Origin of the sequence: Candidatus Cybelea sp. (genome assembly GCA_036489315.1) — a bacterium.
In the GTDB taxonomy this organism is placed as follows: domain Bacteria; phylum Vulcanimicrobiota; class Vulcanimicrobiia; order Vulcanimicrobiales; family Vulcanimicrobiaceae; genus Cybelea.
This window is the reverse complement of sequence record DASXFZ010000047.1, coordinates 128,092-140,565: the sequence shown is the minus strand read 5'-3', so window position 1 is coordinate 140,565 and position 12,474 is coordinate 128,092. Positions and strand designations below refer to the sequence as shown.

At 66.6% G+C, this 12,474-nt stretch carries 11 protein-coding genes; 9 read left to right on the top strand and 2 right to left on the bottom strand.

The window, feature by feature from the left end; genetic code table 11:
* The 3 genes from VGG51_10840 to VGG51_10830 form a co-directional block, all read left to right on the top strand.
* On the top strand, positions 1–649 hold a 649-nt coding region (locus VGG51_10840), incomplete at its 5' end, for a hypothetical protein (GenBank protein HEY1883524.1).
* Between the two features lie 80 nt (positions 650–729).
* On the top strand, positions 730–1,044 hold the full coding sequence (locus VGG51_10835) for a PadR family transcriptional regulator (protein HEY1883523.1): 315 nt from the start codon (positions 730–732) through the stop codon (positions 1,042–1,044).
* 255 nt (positions 1,045–1,299) lie between these two features.
* Positions 1,300–3,663 carry an ADOP family duplicated permease gene (locus VGG51_10830; protein HEY1883522.1) on the top strand — a complete coding sequence of 788 codons (2,364 nt, stop codon included), beginning with the start codon at positions 1,300–1,302 and terminating at the stop codon, positions 3,661–3,663.
* A 1-nt stretch (position 3,664) separates the two neighbouring features.
* Here the strand turns inward: VGG51_10830 and VGG51_10825 are convergent, their stop codons facing one another.
* Complete coding sequence (locus tag VGG51_10825) at positions 3,665–6,247, bottom strand: ADOP family duplicated permease (protein ID HEY1883521.1); 2,583 nt, start codon at positions 6,245–6,247, stop codon at positions 3,665–3,667.
* Positions 6,244–6,594, bottom strand: coding sequence for a PadR family transcriptional regulator (locus VGG51_10820; protein HEY1883520.1), 351 nt, complete (start codon positions 6,592–6,594; stop codon positions 6,244–6,246). The genes VGG51_10825 and VGG51_10820 overlap by 4 nt, the downstream gene beginning before the upstream one ends.
* Before the next feature lie 144 nt (positions 6,595–6,738).
* Between VGG51_10820 and VGG51_10815 the strand changes: the two genes are divergently transcribed.
* Genes VGG51_10815 through VGG51_10790 form a run of 6 tightly spaced genes read left to right on the top strand, consistent with a single transcriptional unit; the run spans position 6,739 to position 12,346 of the window.
* Positions 6,739–7,092, top strand: a complete 354-nt coding sequence (locus VGG51_10815; protein ID HEY1883519.1) for a PadR family transcriptional regulator — start codon at positions 6,739–6,741, stop codon at positions 7,090–7,092.
* A gap of 13 nt (positions 7,093–7,105) precedes the next feature.
* Positions 7,106–8,356, top strand: coding sequence for an efflux RND transporter periplasmic adaptor subunit (locus VGG51_10810; GenBank protein ID HEY1883518.1), 1,251 nt, complete (start codon positions 7,106–7,108; stop codon positions 8,354–8,356).
* A gap of 8 nt (positions 8,357–8,364) precedes the next feature.
* A complete protein-coding gene (locus tag VGG51_10805; protein HEY1883517.1) occupies positions 8,365–9,054 on the top strand; it encodes an ABC transporter ATP-binding protein in 690 nt (229 codons plus the stop codon).
* Positions 9,055–9,074: 20 nt separating this feature from the next.
* Positions 9,075–10,313 (top strand): TolC family protein, encoded by a 1,239-nt coding sequence (locus tag VGG51_10800; protein ID HEY1883516.1) that lies wholly within the window; start codon positions 9,075–9,077, stop codon positions 10,311–10,313.
* Positions 10,314–10,358: 45 nt separating this feature from the next.
* On the top strand, positions 10,359–10,922 hold the full coding sequence (locus VGG51_10795; protein ID HEY1883515.1) for a cysteine dioxygenase family protein: 564 nt from the start codon (positions 10,359–10,361) through the stop codon (positions 10,920–10,922).
* 38 nt (positions 10,923–10,960) lie between these two features.
* The gene (locus VGG51_10790; GenBank protein HEY1883514.1) at positions 10,961–12,346 is read left to right on the top strand and encodes an FAD/NAD(P)-binding protein; all 1,386 of its coding nucleotides are present in this window, start codon (positions 10,961–10,963) and stop codon (positions 12,344–12,346) included.
* The last annotated feature ends 128 nt before the right edge of the window (positions 12,347–12,474 follow it).

Sequence of the window (12,474 nt, the reverse complement as noted above, 5' to 3'; positions counted from 1 at the left end):
CGGCCCGCTGGGGGTCGCGGCGCACCTGGTCGACTATCTGCCGACGCCGGTCGTTACTGCAACCTCGCGCCCCAACGGCGAGAGCGGCTCGGCCGCGAGCGACCGGCTGACCTTCCACCTCGATTTCGACCGGCCGAAATCGATCGGGCCGCTGCGCAGCTTTTGGTCGAACTTCGCGCACGTCGCTCGAGCCCTGGCCTATCTCTACGCCAACGGCGAAGAGGGGCTCAAGCGCGTCTCACAGCTCGCGGTGCTCAACGCGAACTACCTGCGGGTGAAGATCGCGGAGTTTCTTGAGACGCCGTATCCGGAGATCTGCCGGCACGAGTTCGTCGCCTCCGCGCAGGAGCTCAAGAAAGATCACGGCGTGCGCGCGCTCGACATCGCGAAGGCGCTGCTCGATTACGGCTACATGGCGCCGACGATGTATTTCCCGCTCATCGTGCCGGAGTGCCTGATGATCGAACCGACCGAGACCGAGTCGAAAGAGACGCTCGACGAGTTCGTCGACGCCCTGCGCCACATCGTCGAGCAGGCCAAGACGAATCCGCAGGCACTGCTCGACGCCCCGGTCACGACCGTCGTCGGGCGCGTCGACGAAACTCGAGCCGCCCGTCAGCCCGATTTGAGGTGGCGACCTCCGAGCTAAAGCGGCGCACGGCTTGACGGCGCGGCCGCCGCGCCTTACTATAATCTTGCGGAATATAGTCGCAAGGAGAATAGTTTGCAGTGAGCGCCGCCACATTTTATATTCTCGTCGCATTGGCCCAAGGCGACCGGCACGGCTACGCGATCATCAAAGAAATTCAAGACTTTACCGTGGGTGAAGTCGTATTGCTGCCTGGGACGCTCTACCGGCTGATCGGCCAGCTCTGCCGCGATAAGTGGATCGCCGAAGTGCGCGGCGCGCCGAGCGACGACCCGCGCCGGCGCTACTATCGGCTGACGCCGGGCGGTCGAAAAGCGCTCGCCGCCGAAGTCGCGCGGCTCGAAAGCATGGTCAAGCTCGTGCGAAAGAACCAGCTGCTGGCCCGCGAGGCGTAACCGCATGGCCGTGAGCGTGGCGTTTTACCGTGTGCTGCTGCGGCTCTGTCCGCAAGAGTTTCGGAACAGCTACGGCGACGAAGCGGCGGCGACGTTTGCCGAGGCGCTCGCGCGTCTGCGCGACGCGGGCAATATGTCGGCAGCGATTACCTTCGCACTCGCCGGGTACTTCGACATCGTGGTTACGGCACTGCGCGAGCACGCAACGATCGTCGGCGGGGACGTCGCCTTTGCTCTGCGCTTGATGGCGAAGTCGTGGCTTTCCTCGGCGATCGTTATCGCTACGCTTGCGCTAGCGATTGGAATCGGTGCAACCGTCTTCAGCGCGATCGATACCGTGCTGCTCGCGCCGTTGCCGTACTGCTCGCGCCGTTGCCGTACGAAAAGCCGTCGCAGCTGGTCTTTATCTTCGATCGTCCCTACGACGACCCCGGGGCCCACGGTTCCGAAACAAGTCTTCCGAACACGCTCGATTGGCCGAAGCTTGCGCGCTCCTTCAGTTCGATCGGTTCGTACGCGAGCTGGACGCCGACGCGCACCGGCATCACGATGCCGCAAGCGATTCCGGGACAGGTCGTCACCGGCGATTTCTTTCAAACTCTCGGCGTTCGCCCGCTCCTCGGACGTCTCTTGAACGAGTCGGACGCGAGGCCCGGCGCACCGCGAACGATCGTGATATCGGAAACGTACTGGCGCAGTGCGCTAGGTGCGACGCCGGCCGTTCTCGGAGCGACCCTGTCGCTCAGCGATGTCTCGTATCGAATCGTCGGCGTGCTGCCGCGCGATTTCATCATGCCGCGGGCGTCGTCGCTTGGGGGATATCCCCTCGACGTCTATCGTGCATTGGCCAATGACGCCTCGCCGCGCGCCTCTCACTACCTAATCACGGTCGCGCGGCTGCGCGCCGGCGTTTCGCCGCAAGCGGCCGCTGCCGACATGGATCGAGTCGCCGCATTATTACGGGCGCGATATCCGATTGACAACGCCAATATCGCGCAGCACGTTATCCCGATGAGCGAGCAGCTCTTCGGCGCGGCGCGCCTGATGCTCGAGATTGCGCTGGCTGCCGTCGTCGGGATCGTGTTGATCGCGTGCTTGAACGTCTCCAACATCCTGCTCGGGCGAATCGCCGACCGCGAGCGCGAGCTTTCGATTCGCTTTGCCGTGGGCGCCTCGCGCCGGCGGCTGGTCGGCCAGCTTTTCGTCGAGAGCGCGGTGCTTGCGGCGGCCGGCGGCGCCGTCGGCCTCCTGCTCTGCGCGCTGCTCGTGCGGGTGGTGCCGGCGTTCGGCTTCAATCTCCCGCGAATCGTCGGCCTGCACGTCAGTCCGCTCGTCGTGCTCTTCACCCTCGGGGTGACGTGCGCGTGCGCGATCGGCATCGGCACGCTGCCGGCGCTCATGCTCGGCTCTCCGCGTTTCTCAGGCTCGGGCGGAAAGCTCACGCGCTCGGTGGCGGTGGTGCTCGAACTCGCTCTCGCGCTGACGCTGGTGACCGGGTCGGCCTTACTCGTGCGCAGCTTCATCGCCATTTCGTCGATCGACGTCGGTTTCGACTACGACGGCGTGGTGGCCACGAGCGAAGTACTTCTGCCGCTGCGTCGCTATCCGACGCCGGCCTCGCAGTTGGCATTCGCGCACACGCTGCTGGCGCGGCTGCAGGCGCTACCGGATCTGCAGTCGCCCGGGCTGATGGTGTCGACGCCGCTGTCGGACGAGAACTACAACGCTGAAAGCTATCGCATCGCCGGGCGCCCCGTCGATCGCAGGCAAAATCAGAGCGTCGAGTACAACGCGGTGACGGCCGGCGGCCTGCAGTCGCTGCGCCTTCACCTCCTGCACGGTCGCCTGATCGGCGACGGCGATAACGAACGGACGGCACCCGTTGCCATCGTAACCAAAGGCTTTGTGCGCGAGAACTTTCCCAGCGGAAATCCGATCGGCCGGCGCATCGTGATTGCCTACGGCGCTTACCCGGCGTGGGGGCGCACGATCGTCGGTGTCGTCGACGACTTCAAGATGGAGGCCCTCACTGCGGACCCCGCACCGCAAGTGATCGTTCCGTTCTTCCAAGACGCACAGCCGACGTTCCAAATCGTCGCACGCACTCGTGCGGACAATGCGCAGGCGGGTACGGAGATCTCGCAGGCGATCCGCTCCGTCGATCGCGAGCTTCCTCCGCGGCGGGTTGCTTCGTATGCAACCTACATTGCAGATCGTCGCTCGAGTGCGTCGACTGCGGCCCAGATGTTAGGCTTCATGGCGCTGGTCGGACTCCTGCTGGCCGGTATTGGCACCTACGGTGTCGTGACCTACACCGTTGGACGGAGGGCCCGAGAGTTCGGCATTCGCCGCGCGCTCGGTGCGAAGGGCTGGACGATTGCGTCGAGCGTCTTCGTGCAGGTTGCGGTACTTTTCGCCGCCGGGACGCTGCTCGGGATCCTGCTCTCGGCAGCGAGCGCGGCTGCGATCTCAACCTTACTCTACCACGTCTCCCCGTTCGATCCGCCGACATTCATGGTGGTTGCGCTCACGTTAGCGATAACCGCATTCGGCGCGGCGCTGGTCCCGGCGGTGCGCGCGATGCGAACCGATCCCGTCGCCGTTCTACGGCACGAATGAACTACTCGTAGCGCAGCGCCAGCGCCGGATCGACGCGCGTCGCGCGCAGCGCCGGCAGCAGCGCGGCGGCGGCCGCACAGCCGAGCAGGAGCGCGATCACGGTTGCGAACGTGAGCGGATCGAAGGGCGAAATGCCGTCGAGTTGGGGCGCGATCGCTCGCCCCGCGACGATCGCAATCGTCGTTCCGAGCGCGATGCCGAGCGCGCTGACGAAGAGCGCGCGGCGCAGAACGTCGCCGAGCACGTCGCGTGCGCGCGCACCGAGCGCGCGCCGAACGCCGAACTCTCGATAACGCTGCGTTACGCTGAACGAAACGACACCGAAGACGCCCGAGAGTGCGAGCAAGAACGCGACCGCGGCGAGCGAGCCGAGTAAAACGACCGAGGAACGCGGCGTCGAGGCCGCGTCGCCGATCAGTTCCGAAATCGTGTAGACCCGCGGGGTGACGATCTGCGGATCTGCCTGCGCGACCACCCGATCCAACGCCCGATTGAGCGCTTGAGTCGTCAGCGTATCGCTCGAAACGACGACATTGAGCACGTTCGCTCCGACCTGCGCGAACGGAAGGTAGTACATCGGCGGCGCGGGACGGCTCAGGCGCTGTTGCTCGTTGGCCACGACCCCGACGATCGTTGCGGTCGATCGCGGAGAGCCGTTCCACCCGGAGATCCGTAAACGCGTGCCGATCGGGTCGCGATCGCGCAGATACTTCCCGACGAACGCCTCGTTGACGACCGCGACGCGCTGCGAGGCGCCGTTATCGTCGTTCGAGAACGTGCGCCCGCGCAGCAGCGGCAGACCGAGAATGCGGAAGTACGCCGGCGTAACGGCGTTGAGGTGCGCGTCGGGCTGGTCATCGATCGGATACGTCTTGCCGACGATGCCGACCGTGAACGTCACGACCACTTCGGAGAGGGGATATGAAACCGAGAGCGCGGCATCCTTGACGCCGGGAATCGTGCCGACGCCTTCGAGCAGAGAATCGGCAAAGCGCAGGCGCGCCGGCAATCGGCGGTATCGCGTAGACGGCAATCCAATCGCTTCGCTCACCAGCACTCCTTGGGTTCGCACGCCCAGATCCGGGTGCGTCAGCACGTAGAAGCTGCGCACGGTTAGGCCCGAGAGCACGACGAGCACCAGCGTAACGGCGAGCTCCACAACGACGAGTGCCGAGCGCAAGAGCGCTCCCGCCGAGCGGTCTCCGCTGCGGCCCGCGGCTTCGAGGGTACCCGATAAACGCTTCTGCGCGAGCGCCGCGACCGGCCACATTCCCGAAAGTACCGTGACCGTTGCGACCAGCGCCACGGCATAGAGCAGAACGCCGGCGTCGATCCGCACGGAGTCGATCCGCGGCAGCGCTCGTAAGACCGTCGCCGTCAAGAGCGCAAGGCCGCCGTAGGCGAGCCCGATCCCGATCGCGCCGCCCGCTGCGGCGAGCACGCCGGTCTCTGCGAAGAGCTGCGCGCCCAGGCGGCCCGCCGACGCGCCGAGCGACGCGCGCAGCGCAAACTCGCGCTCCCGCGTCGAGGCGTCGGCGAGCAGCAAGTTCGCTACGTTGGCGCAGGCGATCAGCAGAACTGCAATGACGGCCGCGAAAACCGTCCACAACGCCGCGGCGACGTTGCCGAAAAACGCCGAGCTCATCGAATCGGCACCGAAAACGACCCCTGCGTCGTTGCGCGCGTAGCGTTTTGCCAGACGCGCCGAGGCGAGTGTGAGGTCGGCGCGAACCGATTGCATCGTCGCTCCCGGTGCGAGCAGCGCGATCGCGCCCAGATAGCGCGCGCCGCGCTGACTGGCGGGAACGGTGTTGGGCAGCGGCGTCCAGAAATCGTCGCGGTCGAGCGACCCGGCATCGGGCGCCGGCACGCGCAGGTTCGGCGCGACCCCGACGATCTCGATCGGCACGCCGTCGAAACCGATGCTCTTGCCGATCGCGTTTGGATCGGCGCCCAGCTGCGTGCGCCAGAGCCGCTCCGAGACGATCGCCCGGCGCACGCCGGCCCGTCCATCGGCGGAGGTGAAGAATCGCCCGAGTTCCGGCTTCAATCCGAGCACCGAAAAGTAGTTCCAGCTTACGTCCATGCCGAAAATTTGGCGCGGCTTGCGGGCACCGGTCAAAACCGCCGAGTCTTGCACTTCGCCGGCGATTGCGTCGAACGTCGTCGTGTTCGTGCGCAGATCGGAAAGGTCGGGAATCGAGAGCGCGCTGCCGGCGACGCCACGCCGATCGTGATCCTCGACGACTGCAAGGCGCGCCGCGTTGGGGTACGGCAGCGGCTTGATCAGCACGGCGTCGAGCACGCTGAAGACTGCGACGTTCGCGCCGATGCCCAGCGCAAACGAAGCGACGACGACCGCAACTAAGAGCGGAAGCCGGCGCAAGCGGCGGACGCCGAAGATGACGTCGCGCGCGAGCGTATCGGCACGCATCGCCAGGCCCGTCACGACGATATCGAGCGCCGCCTGCACCGCGCCGGCGTCTTGATCGGCGAGATCGGCGAGGATCTGATCGCGAAACTCCGCGCGAAAGTCGGCCGGATATGCCAATAGCGCGAGCTTGACGAGGCCCAGGCCCTTCACGTCGCGCGCCCGGGGAGCAGCTCCAGATCGCGCGCCATGCGCACGAGGTCGTCTAGACGCGCCGCCTCCGCGCGGGCGATGCGCCTACCGCGCGCCGAGAGCCGGTAGCGCCTGCGCCGCGAGTCGACTCCGTCCTCGGGAAGTTCGACGATCCAAGCGTCGACGAGCATCTGCCGGATGATCGGATAGAGCGTGCCGGGGGTCAAGCGGACGGACCCGCCGGTGAGATTCGCGACCGTCTTTGCGATCGCGTAGCCGTGCGTCTCTTCGCGTGCCAGCGAGAGCAGCACGTAGAACGCGCGCGGGCTCAACGGAAGAAGATCGTTGATATCGCTTGATGAGGACACGCCGACCTCGCACAAAAATGCAAATAGATTGAAAGCCACTATATCCACATTCGTTCGAGATGTCAACGTGCAGTAGTTGACAATAGGGCGATACCGGATATATCATGATTGCGATATATCCACTATGGTTATAAGGGAGCGACAATGCTCAATCGCCGTCAGGATCCCGCACCGCTCTTACCGTTGGCGACCAGCGCCTTTCACATTCTGCTCGCGCTGGCCGAAGGCGAACGCCACGGTTACAGCATCGGTAAGGCCGTCGAGGCCACGACCGGCGGGCAGATCAGCCTCGGGCCCGGCACGCTCTACCGGCAGCTCAAGCAGATGTCCAACGACGGCTGGATCGTCGAAATCGAACGCAACGACGACGACGCGATGCGGCGCCGTTACTATCGCTTGACGCCCTGGGGACGCAAGATCGCCCAAGCCGAAGCGGTGCGGTTGGCTCACCTCGTCGAGGTGGCGCGTTCGCGCCGCTTACTTCCCATAGGCGCGTAGCGGCTCGTTCAACGTGGACGTCATTCGCGCGCGCTCGCGGCGTTTGCCGAAGTGGCCCTATGCGGTTGCGGCGGGGCTCGCGGCGCTGATCGTCGTCGGCTGGGCGGTGCGCGGCGCGGGCTCGCACGCCGGCGCGACCATCGAGCGCGCGACGCTCGTCACCGACGTCGTACGCCGAGGCACGCTCGTGCGCTCGGTCAGCGCGCAGGGAACCTTCACGCCCGATCGCGTGCGCGTCGTGGCGGCCGCGCAGAGCGGCCTCATCGATCAGCTCTTCGTCAAGCCGGGCAGCGCGGTTGTGCCCGGTACGGTCGTCGCGCAAATGGAGAATCCGTCGCTCGACGCGGCCGCACGCGACGCGCAGGCGCAGCTGGCGGTGGCAAGGGCAGATCTCGAGAGCGCGCAGCAGCAGGCGCGTACCGAGCGACTGACGCAGCAGGGCGTGCTCGATAGCGCGCAGGCGCAGATGGAGCAGAGCGCGCTGCAGGCGCAGTCGCTCGCAACGCTGCACCGCCGCGGCCTCGTCGCCGACGTGCAGTATCGCCAAGCGATCATCGCCTCGCGCAAGGACGGCAACGACGTGCGCATACAGACCGCGCAGCTCGGTGCCGCTTCGGCCGACGCGCGGGCGAAGGTCTCCGCGGCGCAGGCGCGCGTCGTGCAGGCCCAAGCGCAGCTCGATGCGGATCGAGCGCAAGTGGCCGCGCTTACCGTTCGCTCCGCGACGGGCGGCATCGTGCAGAGCGTCGAGGTCGACCCGGGAAGCAGCGTCGCTGGAAACGCGGTGATCGCACACGTCGCCGATACGAGCTCGCTCAAGGCGGTGCTGCAGGTCGCGGAGGGCGACGTGCACGCCGTAGGCGTCGGCATGCGGGCGAGCATCGACACCGGCAACGGCGTCTTCGAGGGCCGCGTCGCGCGGGTCGGACCGGCGGCCGAGAACGGCACCGTCGCCACCGACGTCACCTTTGCCCGGCCGCTGTCCCGCGGCGTGCGCGCCGACACGAACGTCGACGGAATCATCTACATCTCTTCGATCCGCAACGCCGTCTCGATCGCGCGCCCAGCCGGTGCGACCGAAGGCAGCATGAGCGAGCTTTTCAAGGTCGTCGACGGCGGAAAATCGGCCGTGCGGGTCCGCGTGCACTTCGGACGCGGCTCCTCGGACCGAATCCAGGTGCTCTCCGGGCTCGAACCGGGCGATACCGTCATCGTCTCGGATATGTCGAACTCCATTGATCAAACGACGCTGAACTTACGATAGGGGTCGCGATGCTGGTTGAACTCGAGAATCTGGGCCGCAGCTATTTTACCGAAGAGGTCGAAACGCGCGCCCTGCGCGACATCAACCTCACGATCGAGCGCGGCGAGTACGTCGCGATTGAAGGTCCGTCGGGATGCGGCAAGTCGACGCTCCTTTCGATCATCGGCCTGCTCGATACGCCGACGGCGGGGCACTACCGGCTCAACGGCCGCAGCGTCGAACAGCTCGGCACCGACGAGCGCGCCGCCATCCGCAACCGCGAGATCGGCTTCATCTTTCAGAGCTTCAACTTGATCGGCGATCTCAGTGTCGCCGAGAACGTCGAGCTGCCGCTGGTCTACCGCGGCATGACGCGCGGCGAGCGCCGGCTGCGCGTTGCCGAAGTGCTCGAGCGCGTGCATGCCGGCCATCGGGCGAAGCACTACCCCGCGCACCTCTCCGGCGGCGAGCAGCAGCGCGTCGCGGTCGCACGCGCGCTCGCCGTCGATCCTTCGATCCTTCTGGCCGACGAGCCGACTGGAAATCTCGACACGAAAAACGGTGAGGCCGTGATGGAGCTGCTGCGCGAGCTGCACGACGGCGGCTCGACGATCGTGATGGTCACCCACGACGCACGCTTTGCCCGCCACGCGAAACGCACGGTCGGATTGCTCGACGGCCAGCTCGTCGACGTGCCCGTCGCCTCCGCGGCGATGTAGGACTCAGAGAGATTCTCTCGGTGTTCTTCCTGTTCGCGGCACAAGTGACGCTCGCACAGGCTATTTCCGTGGCTGCGGCGCGCTCGCCGGCACTGCGTATCGCGACCGATACCTATCGGCAGACGGGCGCCGCCGTCGCGCTGAGCAACACGCCGTATCAACCCAACGTGACCGGCACGCTCTCTGCGGTGGCGGGCTCGAGCGCGCCAACGGCGCAGTCACCGAGTGAGGATCTCGCCGGCGTCGGGCTCGTGCAGCTCGTTTTTGACGGCGGTCACGTGCTCGCGCAGATTCGCACGGCGCAAGCCACGCAGTCGGCGGGCTCGGGAACGCTCGCACGTTCGGCGCAGCAGATTGCCTTCAACGTCGCACAGACGTACTACAACGCACTCGAAACGCGCGCTGCGGTAAAGCTCGCGCTGCGGATCGTCGCGCAGGACCGCGCGCAGGAGAATCTGATCCGCGCGCAGATCGACGCCGGCGTCGCCTCGCGGGTCGATCTCGCTACCGCGCAAATTCCGACGGCGCAAGCGCTCGTGCAGGTCGCGCGGACGCGCGGGCAGGACGTCGCGGCGCTCGCGGCGTTCGACAACACGATGGGCCTGCACGCGAATGCAGACGTCGAACCCGCCCAGGATTCGGCCGGCGAGACGAGCACGTCGCAGATTCCCAACGAGCCGGCGACGTACGATGCTGCAGTAGAGCACGCGATGAGCGTTCGACCGGATTACCAGAGCGCGCAACGCGCTCTGGTGGCGGCCAACCAGACGTTGCGCGCCGCGAAAACGCTCGACTCGCCGCAGGTCGGCGTTGTCGCGAACGCCGGCGTCGCGAACCTTCCGGGGAGCGGCCTCGGCACGCTGCCGAACAACTTCGTCGGCGCAACGATAACGCTGCCGTTTTACGATCAAGGCGTGCGCAACGCGCAGAGCGAGTCGGCATCGATCGGGGTCGACCTGCAAGAGGCGACGCTGTCGCAGACCGAACTTGGCATCGAGTCCGACGTTCGCCAGGCGCTGGGCACGCTGACCGGCGCGCGCGACGCGCTCGTGCAAGCCGAGTCGGAACTGCGCACCGCGCAGGAAGTACTCGTCGACGCCCAGGTGCAATATCGAGCCGGCATCACCAATCTGGCGCTGCTGCTCAACGCGCAGAGCGGGCTTACCCAGGCCGAGACCGATCGCCTCACGGCGGTCTACGCGCTGCGCCAGGCGGAAGAGTCGTATCTCTTCGCCCTCGGCGACCTGAGGTTGCCCTAAAAAAGCGGAAGGAAAGTTAACCGTAGTCATCAAAATGCCAGCGCGATGATCACGCTTCGACCGCTCATCGGCGACCTGCAGGAGCGGGCGCCTCGCGAGCGCGGCCCTCGCGAGATGGCCCGCTTGCTTTCGGCGGCCTCGGATTCCTGGACCCTGCCTCGGCCGCTCGTGGCGCGGGCGAATGCCTACACGCGCACCCGCGTTCATCGAGAGGGCCGCTTCGAGGTCGTGCTGCTCAACTGGGCGGCGGGGGCCTTCTCGGCGATCCACGATCACGGCGGACAGCACTGTTGGATGTCGGTACTCGAAGGAAGCCTCTGGGTCGACGATTTCGTCCGGCTCGATGACGGCGAGAGGCCGGGCTACGCGCGCATCGAAGCCCGCGAGTCGCGCCTGCTCGGGCCTGGCGATCTCGACCTGCGATCCGGGCCCTTCGATCTCCATCGCGTCGGAGCGACCATGGGGGCGCCGGCGATCTCACTGCATATCTACGCGGCGCCGCTGCGCAAGTATGCCGTCTACGACGAACTGTCGGATCGCTGCCAAACCGTAATTGGGACGTACGACGATGTCTTAAGCGAGCGGCGGCCGCTCGTTCCCGTTCGCTAGAGTAGTCGCTAACAGCTAAAGCTTTTAAGAAGGATGCCGTGCTCCGACAATCCGTAGCGGAAGTTTCCGATGTCGCTATAATCGGCGGCGGGTTCTGCGGTGCAGCCGTCGCCGCCCATCTTGCCCACCACGCTCCGGCCGGCTTTTCGCTCGCGCTCTTTGAGCCGGGAGAGGCCGGCCGGGGCGCCGCCTACGGAACGGCGCACGGCGAGCATCTCTTGAACACCCGCGCGCGGATGATGAGCCTGTTCCCGGCGCGTCCCGATCACTTCGTACGCTGGCTCGGACCGCGGGCGCAGCCCGAGGACTTCGTTTCACGCCGGCTTTACGGTGAGTACGCCGGCGAGTGCGCCCGTCGCGCCTTCGAGCGCCCGGGATTCGCGCAGGTTCCCGAGCGCGTCGCGCGCGTCACGCGCGAGCAAGATGATACGTTTACCCTAGAAACGAACGGCGGAACGCGCTGCGTCGCGCGGGCGGTCGTGCTCGCGACCGGAAATCCGCAGCCGCTCGACTCGTTCTTTCCGCTCGAGATGCGACTGCATCCCGGATTCGTCTCCGATCCGTGGCGCTTCGACTACCGTCGCGTTGGCGGCCACGTCCTCGTCATCGGTTCCGGACTCACGGCGCTCGACGTGCTCGTCGCTCTCGAGGCCGGCGGACATCGCGGCAAGGTCGACGTCGTCTCGCGTCGCGGACGCTATCCCGAAGTCCACGCCGAGGTTGCTGCCTACGATGTGATACCCGCGCTCGAAACGCACGACGCGCGCGCGCTCCTGCGCAGTTTTCGCCACCACATCAAGGACGCGGCGCGGCGAGGATTCGACTGGCGCGCGGTCGTTGAGGCGGTTCGCCCCGAGGCCGAGGCGATCTGGAAACGCGTCCCAACCACGGAGCAGCGCCGCTTCGAGAAGCATCTGCGCGCCCACTGGGAACGCTACCGGCATCGCGCGCCCCAGCAGGTCGACGCGGTGCGCGAGCGCTACCGCCGCTCCGGCCGGCTCGAGACTCACGCGGGGCGCGTCGCCGGGATGCACGATGGCGTCGTGACGATCGCCCAGCGCAACGGAGGCGTGACCGAACTCAGACCCGATTGGATCGTCAACTGCACCGGCTTCGGCGGCGCGGCGGCGCTCGCTAAGGATCCCCTGATCGCCGGGATGCTCGAAGCGGGATTGATCTCCGCCTCGCCCGGCGGCCTCGGGCTCGACGCGAGCTCGCGGCTCGCGGCTCTGGGCGCAACCCACCTCCCTACTGCGGGCCTGTGGTTGGTTGGGCCGCCGGTGCGCGGTTCGCGCTTTGAAGCCACCGCCGTGCCGGAACTCCGCTCGATGGCCGAGTTGGTCGCCTATCAGGTTCTGGCTGCTCATCCGGGCCGGATGCAGCCGCTGCTCGTCGGCAACGCGGTCACGCAAGGACAGTGGTAAGCTCCACTCCTGTTCGACGGTGCGTGAGCGCGTTGGACGTCGGCGCGAGCGGCGGGTCCCGACACGAGCCCGCCGCTTTGCGTCGGGGGTTTGCCGTAAAAAGGGCGTTCCTTCTCGCAGGCGCTTTT